Source organism: bacterium, assembly GCA_019912885.1.
Lineage (GTDB): Bacteria > Lernaellota > Lernaellaia > JACKCT01 > JACKCT01 > JAIOHV01.
Genome location: JAIOHV010000069.1, coordinates 32,510 through 51,946, shown reverse-complemented (window position 1 = coordinate 51,946; position 19,437 = coordinate 32,510). Strand labels below are relative to the sequence as shown.

The following is a 19,437-nucleotide window of genomic DNA, read 5'->3' as shown; positions in this document are numbered from 1 at the left end:
CGCGCCCCCCGCGCCGAGATGACCGTCCGCCACGTACGGACACGCGCCCCCCGCGCCGTGACGCGGTACCTCCGCGTCGTGATGACCGGTCGCCGCCCGCACGCGGCGGGCCGCCGCACAGGGACACACGTCCGCGAGATGATCGTCCGCCGCGCCGCGACGATCGCCCGCCGCGCAGGGACGACAGGCCGCCGCGCCGGGAAGACCGGGCGCCGGGTCGGCGGGGGGAGATCCTTCGCTCCGCTCAGGATGACAAGAGGCGGGATGACAAGAGGCGGGACGACAGGGCGCCGCGCAGGGATGACCGGGCGCCGCGCAGGGATGACCGGGTGCCGCGCAGGGACGACCGGGCGCGGGGTCGTGACGATCGCCCGCGTGACGATCGCTCGCGCGACGATCGTTCGCGCGACGAACGTCCGCCGCGCCGGGACACGCGCCCGCGCGATTTGCGGGTCGATCGACGGACAGAACGCGCGCCGTCGTCCAAGCCCAAGGCCAAAGTGGACGTGTCTCGGCCGGCGGCCGGCAAAGTCCGCGCGTTCATCGCCGTCAGCGTTCCGGGCGACGTGCGCGCGGCGATCACCGGCGCGGCGCGCGACGCGTTCGGCGATCTGCCGCACGTGCGTCTGGTCGCGGAAGAAAACATCCACGGCACGCTGAAATTCCTTGGCGATGTTCGCGAGTCCGACATCGCGGCGCTCGGCGACCTGCTCGAAGAGATCGCGCGGAAGCACGCGCCGTTCGCGCTTGAAATCGCGGGCATCGGCGCGTTTGAGAGTTTCGACTCGCCCCGCGTGTTGTGGGCGGGGGTCAGGGGCGATCTTGCCCGTTATGCGAGGCTCGTCGCGGATGTCGATAGGGTCGCGGCGGCGTTTGGCGTCGCGCCGGAAAAGAAAGACGCCACGCCGCACCTCACGTTCGCGCGCGTGAAGGCCGGCAAGCAACTCGGCGTCCTGCGCAAACGCGCGGCGCGAATGATCGACACCGTTTTCGGCGCGTGGCCGATCGACGCGATCGCGATCTACAAATCGACGCTCATGCCGGACGGCTCGAAGTACGAGTTGTTGAGGACGATACGGTTGACGGGGACGCCGTAGGGGCACGACAAAATCACGCTTCACCACAAGGGCACAAAACGCACAAAGGCCCAAAGAAACATGCGTTTTCCTTTGTGCCTTTGTCTTGAAAAATCTTTTGCGATTTAGTCGAACAGCCCTTCGTACAGCACCGACGACAGGTAGCGCTCGCCGGAATCCGGGAGGATGACGACGATCGTCTTGCCTTCCATCTCCGGCTCCTTCGCGACGCGCACGGCGGCGGCCGCGGCGGCGCCGCAGGAGATGCCGGACAGAATGCCCTCCTCGGACGAGAGGCGCCGCGACATCGCGATCGATTCCTCGTTCGTCACCTGCTCCACGCGGTCCACCTGTTCGAGATCCAGGTTGGTCGGGATGAATCCCGCGCCGATGCCCTGAATCTTGTGCGGGCCGGGGCGCAGTTCCTCGCCGCCGCGCTTTTGCGTGATGACGGGCGAATGCGTAGGCTCGACGGCGATCGCGGTGATCTTCTTGCCCTTGGTGTTCTTGATGAAGCGCGACACGCCGGTGATCGTGCCGCCGGTGCCGACGCCGGAGATGAGCACGTCCACCGCGCCGCCGGTGTCTTCCCAGATCTCCGGGCCGGTCGTGGATTCGTGGATCTTCGGATTGGCGGGGTTATCGAACTGGCGCGCCACCCAGTAGCGCTCCGGATCGGAGCGGGCGATCTCCTCGGCCTTTTCGACCGCGCCTTTCATGCCCTGCGCGCCGGGCGTCAGCACGAGGTTCGCACCGAATACCTTGAGAATCTTGCGGCGCTCAAGCGACATCGTCTCCGGCATGGTGAGCGTCAGCGGATAGCCGCGCGCCGCGGCCACGAACGCGAGCGCGATGCCCGTATTGCCGCTTGTCGCCTCGACGATCTCCATGCCCTTTTGCAGATTACCGCGTTTTTCCGCGTCCCAGATCATCGCCGCGCCGATGCGGCACTTCACGGAGTACGACGGATTGCGTCCTTCGATCTTGGCAAGCACGGTCGCCTTGGCGCCGTCGGTCACGCGATTGAGGCGCACGAGCGGCGTGCGGCCGATGGAAAAACTGTTGTCGAGAAAAAAGTTGCTCATGTTCGCCCCCTGGAGTTGGGGCAACGATTGGGAATTCGGCAAGGCGTGTCAAGGTGTGGCGCGGGCCGGATCGAATAGTCTGAAAGTCTGAAAGTCTGAAAGGTCATCGCAAGCAACGGTCGCGCAAATTGGACATGATGGACCGAATGGACGGGATGGCCGTTTGACGCGCTCCCTCGCCGAAGCGAACGCCGTGGGCACACGGCGGCTTGCGATGGCATTCGCAATCCGCAATTCCCAATTCCCAATTTGCCATTTTACAGTTCCCGATTCCCCATTCGATTGAGCCTGCCGCGATAACCGGATACAAACCAGCAAGGAGAAAGGCTCAACCATGCCCGTTGCCCTGATCACCGGCGCGTCCGGACTTGTCGGCTCCGAGTGCGTCGTGCATTTCGCCGGGCGCGGGTTTGCCGTCACCGGCGTCGACAACAATATGCGGATGGATTTTTTCGGGGCGGGCGGCGATACGCGGCGTCGCGGGCGAGAGCTGCTTGCGACGGTGCCGGATTACACGCTCGTCGAACGAGACATTCGCGATCGCGCGAAGGTGGACGATCTCGTGGCGGCGATACGGCCCGATCTCATCGTCCACGCGGCGGCGCAGCCCTCGCACGATCTGGCGAAGGATCGGCCGTTCGACGATTTCGAGGTCAACGCGCTCGGCACGCTGAATCTGCTCGAGGCGACGCGCCGGCACGCGCCCAAGGCGGCGTTTTGCTTTTTATCCACCAACAAGGTTTACGGCGACGGGCCAAACCGCGTGCCGCTTGTCGAACTTGAAACGCGGTGGGAATACGAACGCGACGAGGACCGCGCGGGGATCCGCGAGGATTTTCCGATCGACCATTGCACGCACAGCCTGTTCGGCGCATCGAAGGCCGCGGCCGACCTGATGGTGCAGGAATACGGCCGCTACTTCGGCATGAACACGGTTTGCTTTCGCGGCGGATGCCTCACCGGCCCGCACCACGCGGGTGTCGAATTGCACGGGTTTCTCGCGTATCTGGTGAAGGTCGCGGCGACCGGCGGCACGTATCGCATCTTCGGCTACAAGGGCAAGCAGGTGCGCGACAACCTGCACGCGCTCGACGTGTGCCGCGCGATCGAGGCGTATTTCGAGGCGCCGCGCCCCGCGGCCGTGTACAACCTCGGCGGCGGGCGCGGCAATTCGATTTCGCTTCTCGAGGCGATCGAAAAAGCCGAGGACGTCACCGGCAAGAAGATGAACACGGAGTACGTCGAGACCGCGCGCGTCGGTGACCACATCTGCTACATCTCCGACCTGTCGCGCCTTCGCGCCGACTATCCGGGGTGGGACGTGACCGTGGGGCTCGACCGCATCTTCGAGGAGATCCACGCGGATTTGACGAGGAGGATTGAGGATTGAGGATAGAGTCGAACGCAACGACATGTTACGCGTTGCAATGACCTTCCAGACTTCCAGCCTTTCAGTCTTCCAGCCTTTTCTTCACCCGCATGCCAGAAGCGCCACATACGCGCCGTGGTGCGCGACCCCGGCGTAATGCAGATCCGGCACGCGCATGTTGCGGTCGTGGCCCGGTGAAGCGCGCCAGCCGTTGAACACCTGTTCGGACGTGCGCGTGCCGACGGCGAGATTCTCGACGCACGTCGTCATGCCGCTTCGCCGCGCGCGTTCGCGGAAACCGTCGTGCGACATCTTGCCGGCCTCGTGCATCGCGCGGGCGTGCTCGCGCGCGAGCATTTCCAGATGCGGTTCGTGCGTGAGCTGCGCAAGCCCCAGCGACCAGCGGTATTTGTTGATCCGAATCAGCGTTTTTTGGTCGAATTCGTTCTCGGCCACATCGGGATAATACTCGACGCGCCCTTTCGCGGCGGTACACCCGGCGGCGAAGGCAAGGGCGATGGCGCAAATCGCGAGAGCGGCGCGGCGTCTGGTTTGGTCCATCCTTCGTCATTACAATCCGGATTCCGAAATCGCAATTCCGAAATGGCGGTTTTGCGTCATTTGGCCGCCTCACCAACGCGCGGGAGCCGAATTGGGACGCGTCCTGAGACATCTCACTCTGCTTGCCGCCGGCACCGGCGCGGCGCTTGCCGTGGTGTTCGCGTTCGCGCCGGTGGGCAAAACGGCGGCGGCGGCGCGCGAGCTTTCCGGGCCTGCGATCGCGTTTCTCGTCTTGTTCTCGCTCGCGTTCAACATCGTCGTGAACGCGGACCGGTGGCGGCGCGCGCTTTGGCACGTCGGCGTCAAGGCGCCGTTGGCCACGATCGTGCGGATTGACGTGGCGACCGGGCCGGTGCGCCTTGTGATGCCGATGCAAACCGGCGAATTCGTGACCGCGGCGGCGCTCGCGCAGTCGATCAAGGCGCCGGTCGGGCTTGTCGCCGGCACGATGATCTACAACAAATATCTCGCGCTCGCGGCGACGCTCATCCTGTTTGCGGGGGGCGCCGCCGCGGCCGGCGTCGAGGCGCGGTCATCGCTTGTGACCTTCGGCGGGACAGGCGCACTGTCGCCCATCGCCGCCGCGTCCGCGGCAGCCGGCGCAGCCTTGCTGCTGTTTTTCTCGCTTGAGATGGCGCCCGCGCGGCGGATCGCGGTGCGCGCCGCGGAGACGATCCACGCGCGGTTCGGCGACATGGCGCGCGATCTTCTCGCGGCGTTCGAACGCATTCCGTTTCGTGCCAAGCTCGGCCTGCTCGCGTATTCCGTAATTTTCCAGGCCTCCGAGATCGTGGCGTGCGCGATCATCTTTCGCAAACTCGGCATCGACGTGCCGACGGCGCGCCTCGTGGCCTACGTGACGCTCATCGTCATCGTGTCGTCGGCGCCCGTGTTTTTCGCGGGGATCGGCGCGCGCGAGGGCGTGGCGCTCGTTTTGCTCGCGGCGTACGCGACGCCCGGCGAGGCCGTCGCGGCGGGATTCGCGTATTCGTTTTTCGAGTATCTCGTGCCGCACGCCATCGGCGCGCCGATCGCCGTTCCTTTCATTCGCGAGGCATTGCGTTCGCTGCGTCGCGAGGATTCGTCAGCGGGCCTACGGGATGCGACGGACGAAACGTCCGTTCGTTGACACGCCCCAGGCGCGCGCGGAATATCGACCGGAATCGAACATGAGCCGCATTTTGTTCATCCGACCGGTCGATTCGACCGTCGCCGAGGTGACGCCGCCCATTGGCGTCCTGTTCGTGGCGTCCGTTTTGCGCAAGCGCCTGGGCGCGAAGGTGCGCGTCATCGATGCCTTTGCCGAGGGCATCGACGAGCGCGAGGTCGCGCGGCGCGCGGCGGCGTTCGATCCGCACGTCATCGGATACACCGCGTTGTCATGCCAGGCACCGTCGTTGCACCGGCTGACGCCGCTCGTGCGCGCAGCGTGCCCTTCCGCCGTGACGGTGGCCGGGGGCGCGCTGGCCTCGACGCAGACGGCCGATGTGCTTGCCGATCCGGCGATCGACTACGCCGTCGCGGGGGAAGGCGAGGATGTCTTTTGCGATCTCGTCTCGCGGCTTGCGGCGTGCGATGACGCGCGCGGCATCGCGGGGCTTTCGTATCGGAACCGCGATGCCGTGCACGATGGCGGCCACGCAACGGCGATCGAAAATCTTGACGCTCTGCCCGACCCGGCGGTGGATCTTGTCGATCTGGATTTGTACGCGCGCCTGCCGCGCATCGGCACGCTGTATCGCCACCGACGATATTTCTCCGTCTCCACGAGCCGCGGCTGCCCGTATCGATGCACCTACTGCCATGTCATCCACGGCAAGCGATTCCGCTACCGCTCCGCGGCGCGCGTTCTTTCCGAGATCGACGTTCTTGTGACGCGGCATGGCGTGCGCGAGATTCAGTTCGTCGACGACATCTTCAACATGCGCAAGGATCGCACGCTCGCGATATGCCGGGGCATCGCGGCGCGCAAGGAGGATCTCGCGATTTCGTTTCCGAACGGCCTTCGCGGCGATCAGCTCGACGAGGAGACGGTGGACGCGCTTGCGAACGCGGGCGCGTACAAGGTGTCGATCGCGATCGAGTCGGGCACGGAGCGCATCCAGCGCGAGATGAAAAAGAACATGAAGCTCGATCGCGCCGCCCGCGCCATCGACCTACTCGCGGCGCGGCGCGTCATGACGCATGGGTTTTTCATGCTTGGTTTTCCCGGCGAGACGCGAGAGGACATGGAGCAAACGGTCCGCTTCGCGCGGTCGTCGCGGCTGCACTCGGCGTCGTTTTTCTTCGTTCAGCCGCTGCCAGGCAGCGAATTGCACGCACAGTTCGTCGCCGCGGGCGCCATCGTTCCGAATAACGACGCGCTGACGAGCTACTACGACGGGCGCATGGCGGGTTTCACGCTCGCAAAGGTGGACGCGAGTGAAACGCGCCGGCTGATCCGCCGCGCAACGCTCGCGTTCTACGCGAGTCCGCGCCGGCTGTTCCGCATCGCGCGCGATCTGCCTTGCCGCCGCCAGCTTGCGTTCGCGGCCACGCTCGCCGCGACGCGGCTTTTCCTGCCTCGCCAGGAAGGCCGGCTGCTGGCGCGCCGCCGCCGAGCGGCGGCCGTGACGCCCGCGTAGCGCGGGTGATTCGGCGCGACGAGGATTGATCGCGTACAGAATCGGCGCCGATGCGAAAAGCGCGATCCGTGGCGGCAGCGCCCTTTGTGACTGTCAATTTTTATTTTGGTTCTTGCAGGCCCTTATGTTGTGGTCGACGCGGGCGCGGCGTGCGTTTCACCGTCGCGATTCGTCGCGCCCCTACGGCGTCGTCTCCGCCGTCTTCGTCCAGTCGGTGAGCGCTTTCTCGATGCGATCGAGGCGACGCCGCGCGCGGGCGAGTTTCTCGTCGGCCTTCGCGTCGGTCCTGCCTGCCATCGTGGCGCGAAGGCGCGCGGTTAGCGCATCGGTCGCGTCGTCGATCGCACGCTCGCGCTCCGCAGCGAGCGGCGCCGCGTACACGTAGCCTTCCGCGCCGCGGCCACGTTCGGCCGCGCGGCGAAGTTCTTCGAGTGCGTCCGCGAGCGCGGGCGCGCCGGGTTTGTTTTTCGAAATCTCCGTGGCGCCGCGCAGCGTGCGAATGTCTTTTTCGATCGATTCGGCAAGCCGCGCGCGCCGCCGCGCCACAACGTCCGCGTCGCCGAACGCCGCCGTCGCGGTGACGATCAACTCGAACGTCGCGCCGATGTCGCGGCGTATCGCGCCGGGTGTTTCGGCAAGGCGCGCCAGGTCGGCGTCGAGCCCCGGCGAAAGTCGCGGCGACAGCGCGCACGTCGCGGTGTAGGGAAGCTCCGCGGCGAACGGCGTCGCCAAAGCGAACGCACCGCCCGCGACGGGGACCGCGTCGGCGAACACGCCGTCCGCGCGCCCGGGGTCCGCGATGACCTCGACGTACACCCACGCACCGTCGGGCAGATCCGCGCGGCCGATAACGACGACGCGCCCATCCGCGCCGCGCGCAAGACGCGCCAGGAAAGCCGCGTCGCCGGCATGGACGGGCGCGGCGAACGCGAAGGCGAGCGCGACAAGGAGTGATGTCACGGAGACACGTTTCGATTGTTTCATGACGGGGGGCGCATGGACGTTTTGGACATGATGGACGAAATGGACAGGGCGATAGCGCCGATCGGCGCCGGCGCGTGAGTCTCTTTTTCCCTGTTTCCTATTTCCCGTTGCCTATCTCCTCAATTCACGTCCGGATACAACGCGCTGATACGCCGTTTACCGATCCAGCCGAGTTCCCACGCGGTCAGCGGTGAAATGACGTATTCATCGAGCGACGAGGGCCGTTCGATTTCGAACGGCTGGATCGGGCGATAGCAGGACATCAACGACGCCTTCTGTTGCGGATACTTCGGCGTCTGCGCGGGTTCGGCGAGGCCGTGCGGGTCGAGCGGGTAGCCCTTGTCGCTCAGTTTCAGCGTGGCGCCCATGGAGCGGCCGATGTAATGCGCGACAGCGGCGACGTAATACTCCGCGGACCACTTGAGGTTGACGACCGGCACGCGCACGTAGGCATATCCGCCGGCGGCGAAGCCGAGCTCTTCCATGAAGTCTTTTTCGAAGCCGGTTTCGTCGACGAGCTCCACCGCCACGACGATGTCATCGGTCTTGAAGGCATCCAGAAGATGCTCGTTCATCAAGCTCTGAAACCAGCCGCGAAACTCCGAATATTGCGCGAACGCCTTGTACGACATCTCGTCACGCGCGTGCGGCATCGGCGGCGGCAGATCGATGTCGAACGTGCCGGTGAGATGAAGATCCATCACGCCGCCGTCCTCCGGCTTTTTCCCCGCGATGCGCCGGTATTCCGTGTTGTACCAGTTGCCAATGTCGGCGACCGTGTGCTCCTCGCCGGGGAGGTAGTCCTGCGCCGTCGTGTCCTTGAACACGCGCATGTAATACGCGCCCTTGGCCTCGCCCGGTCTTTGCGTGACGAAGATGACGCCGACCTTCTGAACGTGGTGCGGGCCGAGATAGCGCGCCATCCGCGTGATCGGATGCCGAAACAGGATGCCCAGGAAAACGAGAAGCAACACCAGGAACGCGCCGCCGACCGCGCGCAGCACGCGCTTCTGCTTCCAGAGTTCGTAGTGCTCCGGGCAAAAAAGTTTCCCCTTGGAACCGTGGAGACAAATGATGCAGACGTATTTGCCACAGACCTTGCACGAGGCGCGCGCGAAGCGGTGCGGGTGAATTTCGCAGAACTTCGCGTTTTTTGTCAGCGGCAGGACCTCGATGGCCGCGCCCGCGTCGACGAGCTTTTCGGACAAGGCCTCCGCCGCTTCGGTTGGCAACGAGGGGACGAGATCGACTGGCGCGGTGTCCGCGATCTCGGAGGCCTCCTCGAAGTCCATGCCAAGGATTTCCGAAAGTTTCTTGATGGCGGCGTAACGGTCTTTCCCGGACTGGAATCCCACCAGGACGACCTTCGACCTCTCGACGCTCTGTCCGGGGCGCGTATCGGCCACGCGGTCTCCTTTCGTTTCGCGTGATGGTTTGCGCTACGCCGTTCGCCGCGCGGGGCGAGGCGTCTTCGCGCGGGTTTTCGCCGTCTTCGCCGATCGTTTCGCGTTCGCCGCACCGCCGGCGACGTACGCCTTCACGCACACGATGGGCGGCAGGCCGTCGGCAAGCGACGTCCACGAGTCGCCGTCGTTGCGCGAGGCAAACAGCTTGCCCGAGCGCGTTCCGACGTACACCCCCGCGGGCGAGAGCGGATCGACATCGAGCGCGTCGCGCAGCACGGTTTCGTAGGCGTCTTTTTGCGGCAGCCCTCGCGAAAGCGGCTTCCAGCTCTTGCCCGCGTCGTCCGTGCGGTAAACGCGCATCCTGGCCTCGGGCGTGCAACGGAACATGTCGGACTCGAGCGGCACGATATACACCGTGTTCGGGCGCGCCGGATGGACGGCCATGCCGAATCCGAAATCCGAGGGCACGCCGTTGGCGATATCCACCCACGTGTCGCCCGCGTTGTCGGATCGATAGAGCCCCCAGTGGTTTTGCAAAAAGAGGCGCTCGGGCCGTTTCGGGTGGGAAACGATCTTGTGAACGCACTGGCCGAACTGCGGGAATTTGCGCGGCATGAACTCGGCGCGCACGCCGATGTTTCGCGGCCGCCACTTGTATCCACCGTCGGTGGTTCGATAGACGCCGCCCGTCGAGATCGCCACGTGCATACGTTTGGCGTCCTTCGGGTGCGGAAGGATGGTGTGCAGGCAAAGGCCGCCGCCGCCCGGCTGCCACTTGGGGCGATGCGGGTGATCGAACAGGCCGTTGCAAAGCTCCCAAGTCGCGCCCGCGTCGGTCGAGATGAACATCGCCGCCGGCTGTACGCCGCAATACAGCGTGTCCGGTTCGCTATCGCGGCCGGGCTGGATCTGCCAGATCTGCTCGAGCGAAACGCCGGCCTTCTCCGGAAAGCGGATGGGGGCCTCATCCGGCGTGACCCACGTTTTTCCGAAGTCGTCCGAATGGCTGATCGTCGAGCCGAAGTGTCCGCCGTTCGTGCCAAGCAAAACGCGGTTTCGCCCGCCGCGCGTATCGTACGCCGCGGCGTACACCGCAAGGCCGGGTTGATACGGCCCGCTCACGCGCCACTTCCCGCGCGCCGCATCCGACGCGAAAAAGAACGCGCCCTTCATTGTCCCCACGACGACAAGCGTGTCGCCGTCTGCAACCGCCATCGGTTTCGCCGCGACCATCGTAAGCCTCCCCGGTCCGTTTAAGCCGCCATATTCGGCCGCGCATGGCGCGTCGTCAACGCGAAAGTTGAACGGCGCGTTGCGGCGTGTTTGCGCGAAGCGGTCATGCTAACGTCCGCAAGCCATGCGAACGAGGTAAAAAACGGCTTGGGATGGCCATGCGTCAAAAGCGGGTTCTTCAGGCTCGGGGGCATGACCGCCGGCGCGCACGAAGGCGCGTCGTGACGCGCCGTCCCGCGGCTTACGCAGCCGTTTGGTCGCGCCGCATGAAACGCGCGCTCTTCGCGCTCATTCCGGCATCGGTGTTGCTGATCGCGGCGACCTGGCTGCTTTCGGGACTTGAGCGACGCGACGCGATCCGCACGGAGACCGCGGACGAGTTGGCGCACTTCGGACCGGCGCGGCTATTCGGCGACTTCGCAACGCGGGACGCCGACGTCATCGTCGTGCGTCACCCGATGATGAATGCGATGACGATGCCCGCGAAGAAAAGTGGCTATCGCATCGTCACGACCGGCGGCAGCTTTGCGATGGGTTCGCCGTACAACTTCCAGGGCAACGACGATGTGGAGGCCCTCGGTATTCCGGACTGGATCCGCGAAACGCTGAAGGCCGCGCCGGGCGGCGCGCCGGCCGAGGTCCCGAACCTGGCGGCGGGAGGTCAGGATTCGACCGCGGTCGCCGAGATCGTTCGGCAGACCGTCGCGACGATCGATCCCGATCTGGTCGTCGTCATGACCGGCAACAACGAGGGCTTCGGCGCGCCGACCGCCCTCAACGAGCCGCTGCATCGGTGGGTGCTCTATCGCACGCTCAAGCGCGGCCTGCTGCCGGACATCCGGCCGGAAGAGAGGAGTTACTTCACGGCGGCGCGGGAATCCGAGGAACGCCTCGAGCGGCGATACGTCGCCAACATTCGCAAAATGGTCGCCGCCTGCCGCGACGCCGGCGTCGAACTGTTGCTCGCGACGCTGCCGATAAATTACCGATACTGGCCCGAATCGCCGCAAAAAATCGGGATTGATTTCGATCCGCTCGACGATCCCGCCGCGAGGGAGGGGATCGACCTTGCGCGCGAGGGTAAGTTCGACGCGGCGATCGAACGTTTCGCCGAGGTGCGCCACCAGGGCGCGTCCCTGCGCCTTCTCGCCGAGGCGTATGAGCGGCGGGGCGATTTCGGGCGGGCGCGCGAGTTCTATCGTCTCTACGTCGCGAGTTGGTCGATCAATCGCATGCGGCCGCATCTCAACGACCGCCTTCGCAGGATTGCGCGCGAGACGGGCGTGCCGCTTGTCGATCTCGAAGCCGCGTACGAGGCGACGGCGCCCTGGGGTCTCGGCGACCCGAAGCTGTTTGTCGACGTCTGCCACATGACCTGGCGGGGGTATTATCTCATGGCGCAGGCGGTGATGGATGCGATGCGCGACGCGAATCTGCCGGCCGCGGCTCGGCTTGCAGGCGCGCGGCCGGAGGCGGAGGCGATCATCGAGGCCTCACGATGGAACCGGAAGCCGGAGCGGCTCATGATCGAATACGAGACGGCACGCCCGTGGGTCAGCCTGTTCGACGAGGAGCCCGGCTCGGGCGCGTCGGCCGACTAAAGCCGCCCCATCTCGGCCAGGCGCTTTTGCGTGTACGGCACAAGGCCGCCGGCCTGGAAGAGCTTTTCCATGAATTCCGGCAGCGGCGTCGCCTTGAAGGTCTTGCCGGCCTTCGGCACCGTCACCGTTCCTGCCGCGACATCCACCTCGATCTCGTCGCCCTTCTCAACGGCGTCCACCGCTTCGGGGCAGATCACGACGGGCAGCGCGAGGTTCACGGCGTTCCGGAAGAAGATCCGCGAGAAACTCTTGGCCACGACGCACGGCGCCTTCGAGCCCTGGATCGCCAGCCCCGCGTGCTCGCGCGACGAGCCGCAACCGAAGTTGTCGCCGGCGACGATCACATCGCCGTCCTCGGCCTTCGTTACGAAGTCCGGGTCGGCGCTCTCCAGGCAATGCGCGGCGAGTTCCGCGGGGTCGATCGTCGTCAGGTAGCACGCGGGGATGATGACGTCGGTGTCGATGTCGCGCCCGAATTTCCAGACCTTGCCCTTGAAATACGTTCTCATGACGCCACCTCCGAGAGGTCCGCGGGCGCCACCTCTTCGGGGTGCGTGATTTTGCCGGTGATCGCGGTGGCCGCGGCGACGGCCGGATTGGCGAGCCACACCAGCGCCTCGGGGTGCCCCATGCGTCCGACGTAGTTGCGATTGGTCGTCGAAAGACAGCGTTCGCCCTTGGCGAGCACGCCCATGTATCCGCCAAGGCACGCGCCGCATCCGGGTGTGGACACGACGCACCCCGCTTCCGCGAAGATTTGCAGAAGGCCTTCCTTGTTGGCGCGCATCCACGCTTCCTGGCTTGCCGGCACGACGATGGTGCGCACCTTCGCCTCGCGGCCCTTGAAAAACGGCGCGGCGATCGCCAGGTCTTCGTAGCGGCCGTTGGTGCAGCTTCCGATGTAAACCTGATCGATCTCCTGCCCCGCGACCTTGCTGATGGGATTCACGTTCGAGGGCAGCATGGGGCAGGCGATCTGCGGCTCCATGCCCGTCACGTCAAATTCGATCGTCTCGCCGTACACGGCGTTGGCGTCGGGGTAGACGGGCTCAAAAGGCCGCGACTTTCGCGCCTCGCAGAACTCGAGCGTCTTCTTGTCGGGGATCATCAGGCCCGCCTTGCCGCCAGCCTCGATCGCCATATTGCTGATCGTCAGGCGCCCCTCGATCGTCAAATGATCGATGACCTCGCCTTCCCACTGGATCGCGCGGTAGAGCGCGCCGTCGTCGCCGATTCGCCCGATGAAATTCAGCACGACGTCCTTGCTGAACACGAACGGCGAGAGCGTGCCGTTTACGATCACGCGCAGCGTTTCGGGCACGCGCAGCCACACGTCGCCGGTGGCCATCGAGCAGCCGACGTCCGTCGATCCGAATCCGGAAGCAAACGCGCCGAGCGCGCCGTAGGTGCAGGTGTGCGAGTCGCCGCCGACGATCAGGTCGCCGGGCAGCGAGATGCCTTTTTCCGGCAGCACCGCGTGCTCCACGCCGCCGCGCCCGACCTCGAAGTACCACTTCAGCGCGTACTCGCGCGCGAACTCGCGCATCACCTTCGCCTGCTCCGCGGAAGCGATGTCCTTGTTTGGCGTGAAGTGGCTCGAGCAAAAGACGACGCGCTCCTTGTCGTACACGTCCTTGGCGCCGAGGTTGCGAAACACGCGGATCGCCTGCGGCGCGGTGATGTCGTTGGCCATCACGATGTCGACCTTCGCCGTCACGTAATCTCCCGGACGCACGGCGTCTCGGCCCGCGTGCCTCGCGATCAATTTTTCAGCCAGAGTCATGCCCATGTCGAATCCCAAGTCGAGAGCCGCCGCGCGTCCCGCACGACGGCGTTTGGAGCGCGCCTTCAGCGCGCGTTGAGAGTCACCCCGCGTTCCGCGTGGCGACGTCAAGAGCGGCGCTTAGCGCCGCGTTCCACGAACCAACAATTTTATGCGAAAGGGAGATTGCGCGAAAGCGCCTGAATCGGACGGTTCTTCGCGCTCTTTGCGTTTCCTTGGCGCCTTTGCGGTAAAGACGATGCCGGCGCAGGGAATCGAACCCCGGACCCCGCGATTATGAGTCGCGTGCTCTAACCATCTGAGCTACGCCGGCGAAAGACGCGCCGCAAACGCGGCAAGGGCGCGAAATATCGGCCACGGGCGGGGGAGTGTCAAGGCGCGCGGCACGCGCGTTACACCGCGAAGAGGCAAAGGGCGCGAAGGGACGTCGGAGGCGACATGTTGCGCTTGGCGCTCTTCGTGTCTTCGCGGTAAACGCCTTCAGAAAATCCCTGTCCATCTCAGTTTTTCGCTGCCTCCGCCCCTCGATCTCTCCACGCGAATCGCGCGATCCCAAGTGATTTCAAGCAAGTCCGCGGTTGGCGCGAGTGTTGCTTCCCCAAAGGTCCGTCTATCGAAATTTCTTTTTGCGGGAGGCATCGATGCTCCGCGGATATACGAACGAAAGCGTCTCGGCATCCGGCGGCCGTCGTGCGTCTTCGTCATCGGGGAGGCAGGCACCAATGCAATCGGGAACGCGCGCGGACATTCAAACCATGGAACAGCGAAAACCCCTGAGCGAAGCGATCGGCCCGCTTGTTTTGGCGGCGGCGATCATCCTTGTGCTTCTTTGGGCGACGGCCGCGAAGGCGCAGAACGGCCCGAATGCGCTTGTGCCGTGTGTCGATTGTGACGACGTCGAGCTGTGGCTCAAGGCCGCGACGATCGCGGCGATGGAGGCGCGCGTCGATCGCGAAAATCAAATCCCCGACGACTGGGGGCAGGACGACGACGATCCCTGGGGCGGCGATGACGGCGGATGGGACGGCGGCGCCAGTGACGACGACGACGGCGGCTGCGGCGGATGCGGTTGCGGATCGTCGGGCGATGATGATGACGACGACGATTCGGACAGCGTCGCGGCGGGCGGCGATGACGATGATGACGACGATGACGACGCGTCCGCGGAAGACGGCGGCGACGACGATTTCGGCGGCGACGATGATGATGATGATGATGTGACTGATGATGATGACGGCGGCGGGGATGAGGACGACGATCACAGCGGTACGAACAACCAGGAAAAGGGCATCGACGAGGACGACATCGTGAAGACGGATGGCGAATCGCTGTTCGTGCTCGCCAACGGCGTCTTCTACGTCCTCGATGCGCAGCCCGCGTGGTCGACGAGCGTCATCGGCTCGCTTCCGGTGCCCGGCCGCGCGATCGGCATGCACTTTTTCGGCAACACGGTCGTGACCATGACGGATGTCGGCGGTTGGGATCTACCCAAAGAATGGATCGAAGCGATCGGATTCGCCGTTGACGGGCCGGTCCTGAAGATCACCGTCATCGACATCTCCGACCTCACCGCGCCGGCGGTCATCCGCGAGCGCTGGGCCGAGGGAACGGTGGCGGGTTCGCGCCGCGTCGATAGTCGCATTCACATCGTGCTGCATACCGACAAGAACGGGCCCGATGTCGAGTACGCACTCGACCCCTACAGCTACCCCGATCGCGAGTCGTTCGAGCAGGCGGTCGAGGATTTGAAAGCGTGGAACCGCGAGCGCATTCAGGACGGCACGCCGGCCGACTGGCTGCCGATGGGGTTCGTAGCCGAGGGCGGCGCGAAAGCCGGCGGGCCGGAATTCCTGACGGCGTGCGACGAGCTGCTCCACCCCGAAACGCCGCGCGGCGGCGACGTGCTCTCGGTCATCACGCTGAACTTCGACGGCCAGGACGACACGCAGGAGTCCGTCGGCGTGCTGGCCAGCGGCCTTGCGGTCTACGCCGCGAAGGAGCGGCTGTACGTCGCGGGCACCGTCGAGGGCGCGCGCGACCTGTTCGGCCGCGATCCCGCGGTCTACCCGGACACGAGCGGCATCCACATGTTCGATATCGCGAGCGAGCCGGGGCGCGCGGTCTACACCGCGTCCGCGGAGATTCCGGGATTCGTGCTCAACCAGTTCAGCATGAGCGAGCACGAGGGCTATCTGCGCGTCGCGGCGACGTACGGCGACGCGAACGTCTACATCGCAAGCGCCGTGTCGATCTTCGACGTGACAAGCGGCGTCCTTGCACCGTCGGGCAGCGTCGGCGGCATCGCGCCGGGCGAGGAGCTTTACACCGCGCGTTTCATGGGCGACCGCGGATACCTTGTGACGTATCCCGCGCCGGGCGGCACGCCGGACGATCCGTGGGACGAAGAAGAGGATCCGTGGGACGAAGAGGATCCCCCGCCGCCGGACGATGGGGACGACTGCGGCGCTTGCGACCCGTTGTTCACGCTCGATCTCGCGGACCCGGAAAACCCGGTCGTTGTCGGCGAACTGGTCATCCCCGGCTTCTCGACCTACCTGCACCCGCTCGGGGACGATCACCTGCTTGCGATCGGCGAAGGCGGCGACGAATTCGGTGCGAACGGCGGTGTGGCGCTTGCGATCTACGACATCAGCGATTTCGCCAACCCGACGCAGACGCACCTCGTGGACCTCGGCGCCGAGGGCATCACCTCCGACGCGAAGCTCGAGCACCACGCGTTTTTCTACTGGGAGCCGCTCGAGCTATTGTCGATCCCCGTGCGGACCGACGAATGGTTCGCCGACGGCGGCAACGGCCGGCCGTTCGCGGGCTTCGCCACGTTCGACGTCTCGCCCGAGGACGGGTTCGAGTTCATCCGCGGCATCGAGCACACGGCGTTCGGCGACGGCGCGCTCACCAACCCGCGACGCACGGTCTACATCGAGGACAACCTCTATACGCTCTCCGACGGCGGCGTGGTCGTCACCGACCTGGAGTTCTGGGCCGACGTGGCGATGGTGCCGCTGAACTGAAGAGGCTGGAAGACCGGAAGGCTGGAAGGCCGTCGCACAACGGGCGGCCTTTCGGCTTCACAAAGATTGTTGAACGCGTCTGCGATAATTTTTTCGCACATCGTCGCGTTCGGGGTTTATGATGGTTGCGCCGCGGGTTTGTTGAGCAGGGGAGAGCCGGCCGCACGCATGGCGCCGGCTGGATTTATCGGAGGGTAATTCGATGACACCATCGCCAACGCGCTCGTCGTCAAAAAAGTATCGGGCGGGATTGTACGCGGTCATGTTCGCGCTGATCGCGGCGGTGAATTTCGCATGGCCCGCGCCCGCTGCCGCGCAGGAATACGATCCGACGCTCGAATACGTCAGCTCTTGCGCCGAAGCCGAAGCGTGGTTGAAAGCCGCGACAATCGCGGCGATGGAAGAGCGCATCGATCGCGACAACCCGTGGGAAGACCCGTGGAGCGGCGGTTGGGATGACGATTGGGACGATGACTGGGGTGATGACGACGATTGGGACGACGACGGGGACGACGACGATTTCCAGATCGGCGAGAACGAGCGCGACGACGATGACCAGAGCGGCCGGCCGCTCGACGACGATGGCGCGACCGGCGGCGACGACGATGACGACGGTGCATGCGGCGGGTGCGGCTGCGGATTTACCGGCGACGACAGCGCCGAAAACGACGGCGATGACGACAGCGCGGCCGGAAGCGACGATGACGCCGCGAATAACGACGATACCGATGACGATGATGACGACGGCCTGGACGACGATGACAGCCATTCGGACGACGATACCAACGGCGGCGGCGACGACGACATGGCCGACGACGACATGGATGACGATGATGACGACGACGATGGCGGTGACGACGACGCCTACAGCGAAACCAACAATCAGGAAAAAGGCGTCGACGAGGACGACATCATCAAGACCGACGGCGAGTATCTCTACGCTCTTGTCGGCGGCGTGCTTTACATCCTGGACGCGCAGCCCGCGTGGGCGACGCGCGTGATCGGATCGGTCGAGGTCGAGAATTGGGGCGCCGGCATGCACCTTTTTGGCGACCGCGTCGTCGTGATCAGCGGCGTCGAATACCGCCCGTCGTCCGAGGACGTTTTCCCCGGCGTACCGAACGCCCAAATCACGGGCGCCGTCACCAAGATCACGATCATCGATGTCTCGGACCGGACCGCGCCGGCGGTGACCGGCGAACATTTCATCGAGGCCGACATCGCTGGATCGCGGCGCATCGGCGAACGCATCTATTTTGCGATGCGAACGACCAAGGGCGGGCCGGCGGTCGAATACAATATCTTCGTGAACTATCCGACCGAGGATGAGCATCTCAAGGCGCTCGAAGAACTGAAAAAACAGAATCGCGAGATCATCAACGCCGGGACCCTGGATCAATGGCTCCCACGTTCGTACATTCGATTGGCCGCGGCAGAGTCGGAGGTGGAATTTCTTGTGCCTTGCGACGAGCTGTTTCACCCCGCGCAACCGGAAGGCGGAGATGTGCTCTCGATCCTGACCTACGATTTCGCAAGCGCGACCGCCAACACGCACGCGCTTGGCGTTCTGGCATCCGGGCTGTCGCCCTATGCGACGACGGAGCGCTTGTACGTCGCGGGGACGATGATCGGCGTGCGGCGCGATCTCGGCCTGCTGCCCGCGTTCTATCCCGAGGCCAGCGGCGTGCATCGCTTCGACATCGCGCCCGAGACGGGCGTGGTGTCGTACGCCGCCTCGGCGCCCGTGCCCGGCTTCGTGCTCAACCCGTTCAGCATGGGGGAATACGACGGCTACCTGCGCGTCGCGTCGACCTATCCCACGGGAGTCGAAGGCGCCGTCGCCAGCGGCGTGTACGTTTACGACGCTTCGGACGGCGCATTGACGCCGACGGGTTTTGTCGAGGACATTGCGCCCGGCGAAGAGCTATACACCGCGCGCTTCATGGGCGACCGCGGCTATCTCGTCACTTATCCGATACCGTTTTCCGAGCTCGTTGACGGCGGATGGGTGGGCGAAAATCCCTGGGCGACCGAAGAGGATGAGGGAGACGGGGAAGGTTCATGCGATCCCCTGTTCACGCTCGATCTTGCGGACCCGTACGATCCGAAAGTCTTGGGCGAGCTCATCATTCCCGGATTCTCGACCTACCTCCATCCGCTTGGCGACGATCACCTGATGGCGATCGGCGAAGGGGGCGACGAATTCGGCGCGAACGGCGGTGTGGCGCTATCGATGTTTGACGTGAGCGACATGGCCGATCCGCGGCGCGTGCACTTTCTCGATCTCGGCGCGGCGGGCGTGACCTCGCAGGCCAAGCTCGAACACCACGCGTTTTTCTACTACGAACCGTACGATCTGCTCTCGATTCCGCTGGTGGATACGCAGTGGATCGGCGACGGCGGCTCGCCCGGCTTGTTCGCCGGCTTTCTCGCGTTTGACGTTTCCGTTGAAGACGGTTTCGACTTCATTGGCGAAATCGAACACACGCGCATCGGTGGCTGGTTCGGAGGCTTGGCTATACCCCTGCGTTCGGCGGTCATCGACAACGCGCTCTACACCCTGTCCACCAACGGCGTGAAGGTCACGAACCTCGATTCGTGGATTGACATCGCGAAGGTGCGGCTGCGCTGAGGAGAAAAGAGAAAAGAGAAAACGAGAAAAGAGACATTATGCGCGGCGTGC

Annotated in this window: 14 protein-coding genes and 1 tRNA gene; 7 read left to right on the top strand and 8 right to left on the bottom strand. The window is 65.0% G+C overall.

Annotated features, from left to right (window positions below; genetic code table 11):
* The first annotated feature begins 500 nt into the window (after positions 1 to 500).
* A complete protein-coding gene (gene thpR / locus K8I61_05945; protein MBZ0271556.1) occupies positions 501 to 1,097 on the top strand; it encodes an RNA 2',3'-cyclic phosphodiesterase in 597 nt (198 codons plus the stop codon).
* A gap of 104 nt (positions 1,098 to 1,201) precedes the next feature.
* Here thpR and cysK read toward each other — a convergent pair whose 3' ends face one another.
* Complete coding sequence (gene cysK, locus K8I61_05940) at positions 1,202 to 2,161, bottom strand: cysteine synthase A (protein ID MBZ0271555.1); 960 nt, start codon at positions 2,159 to 2,161, stop codon at positions 1,202 to 1,204.
* 334 nt (positions 2,162 to 2,495) lie between these two features.
* Here cysK and K8I61_05935 point away from each other — a divergent pair, with 334 nt between their 5' ends.
* Positions 2,496 to 3,551 carry an NAD-dependent epimerase/dehydratase family protein gene (locus K8I61_05935; GenBank protein ID MBZ0271554.1) on the top strand — a complete coding sequence of 352 codons (1,056 nt, stop codon included), beginning with the start codon at positions 2,496 to 2,498 and terminating at the stop codon, positions 3,549 to 3,551.
* 81 nt (positions 3,552 to 3,632) lie between these two features.
* On the opposite strand, the gene K8I61_05930 is transcribed toward K8I61_05935, so the two are convergent.
* A complete protein-coding gene (locus K8I61_05930) occupies positions 3,633 to 4,091 on the bottom strand; it encodes a CAP domain-containing protein (protein ID MBZ0271553.1) in 459 nt (152 codons plus the stop codon).
* Positions 4,092 to 4,182: 91 nt separating this feature from the next.
* Between K8I61_05930 and K8I61_05925 the strand changes: the two genes are divergently transcribed.
* Positions 4,183 to 5,220 carry a flippase-like domain-containing protein gene (locus K8I61_05925; GenBank protein ID MBZ0271552.1) on the top strand — a complete coding sequence of 346 codons (1,038 nt, stop codon included), beginning with the start codon at positions 4,183 to 4,185 and terminating at the stop codon, positions 5,218 to 5,220.
* Positions 5,221 to 5,260: 40 nt separating this feature from the next.
* Positions 5,261 to 6,715 carry a B12-binding domain-containing radical SAM protein gene (locus K8I61_05920; GenBank protein ID MBZ0271551.1) on the top strand — a complete coding sequence of 485 codons (1,455 nt, stop codon included), beginning with the start codon at positions 5,261 to 5,263 and terminating at the stop codon, positions 6,713 to 6,715.
* A 180-nt stretch (positions 6,716 to 6,895) separates the two neighbouring features.
* On the opposite strand, the gene K8I61_05915 is transcribed toward K8I61_05920, so the two are convergent.
* From K8I61_05915 to K8I61_05905, 3 genes are all read right to left on the bottom strand, one after another.
* The gene (locus K8I61_05915) at positions 6,896 to 7,699 is read right to left on the bottom strand and encodes a hypothetical protein (GenBank protein MBZ0271550.1); all 804 of its coding nucleotides are present in this window, start codon (positions 7,697 to 7,699) and stop codon (positions 6,896 to 6,898) included.
* Between the two features lie 119 nt (positions 7,700 to 7,818).
* The gene (locus tag K8I61_05910) at positions 7,819 to 9,105 is read right to left on the bottom strand and encodes a B-box zinc finger protein (protein MBZ0271549.1); all 1,287 of its coding nucleotides are present in this window, start codon (positions 9,103 to 9,105) and stop codon (positions 7,819 to 7,821) included.
* Between the two features lie 33 nt (positions 9,106 to 9,138).
* Positions 9,139 to 10,338, bottom strand: coding sequence for an exo-alpha-sialidase (locus K8I61_05905; protein MBZ0271548.1), 1,200 nt, complete (start codon positions 10,336 to 10,338; stop codon positions 9,139 to 9,141).
* 221 nt (positions 10,339 to 10,559) lie between these two features.
* Here K8I61_05905 and K8I61_05900 point away from each other — a divergent pair, with 221 nt between their 5' ends.
* Complete coding sequence (locus K8I61_05900) at positions 10,560 to 11,939, top strand: hypothetical protein (GenBank protein MBZ0271547.1); 1,380 nt, start codon at positions 10,560 to 10,562, stop codon at positions 11,937 to 11,939.
* On the opposite strand, the gene K8I61_05895 is transcribed toward K8I61_05900, so the two are convergent.
* The 3 genes from K8I61_05895 to K8I61_05885 all read right to left on the bottom strand — a co-directional run bounded on the left by K8I61_05895 (position 11,936) and on the right by K8I61_05885 (position 14,035).
* A complete protein-coding gene (locus K8I61_05895) occupies positions 11,936 to 12,448 on the bottom strand; it encodes a 3-isopropylmalate dehydratase small subunit (protein MBZ0271546.1) in 513 nt (170 codons plus the stop codon). The two genes, K8I61_05900 and K8I61_05895, sit on opposite strands and share 4 nt — an antisense overlap.
* Positions 12,445 to 13,728 carry a 3-isopropylmalate dehydratase large subunit gene (locus K8I61_05890; GenBank protein ID MBZ0271545.1) on the bottom strand — a complete coding sequence of 428 codons (1,284 nt, stop codon included), beginning with the start codon at positions 13,726 to 13,728 and terminating at the stop codon, positions 12,445 to 12,447. Before K8I61_05890 ends, K8I61_05895 begins: the two co-directional genes overlap by 4 nt.
* Before the next feature lie 233 nt (positions 13,729 to 13,961).
* Positions 13,962 to 14,035 (bottom strand) — tRNA-Met (locus tag K8I61_05885).
* A gap of 442 nt (positions 14,036 to 14,477) precedes the next feature.
* Between K8I61_05885 and K8I61_05880 the strand changes: the two genes are divergently transcribed.
* Positions 14,478 to 16,754: a beta-propeller domain-containing protein gene (locus K8I61_05880; GenBank protein MBZ0271544.1), complete on the top strand. Its 2,277-nt coding sequence runs from the start codon at positions 14,478 to 14,480 to the stop codon at positions 16,752 to 16,754.
* A 202-nt stretch (positions 16,755 to 16,956) separates the two neighbouring features.
* Entirely contained in the window at positions 16,957 to 19,386 is a 2,430-nt protein-coding gene (locus tag K8I61_05875) for a beta-propeller domain-containing protein (GenBank protein ID MBZ0271543.1), read from the top strand.
* Positions 19,387 to 19,437: the final 51 nt, after the last annotated feature.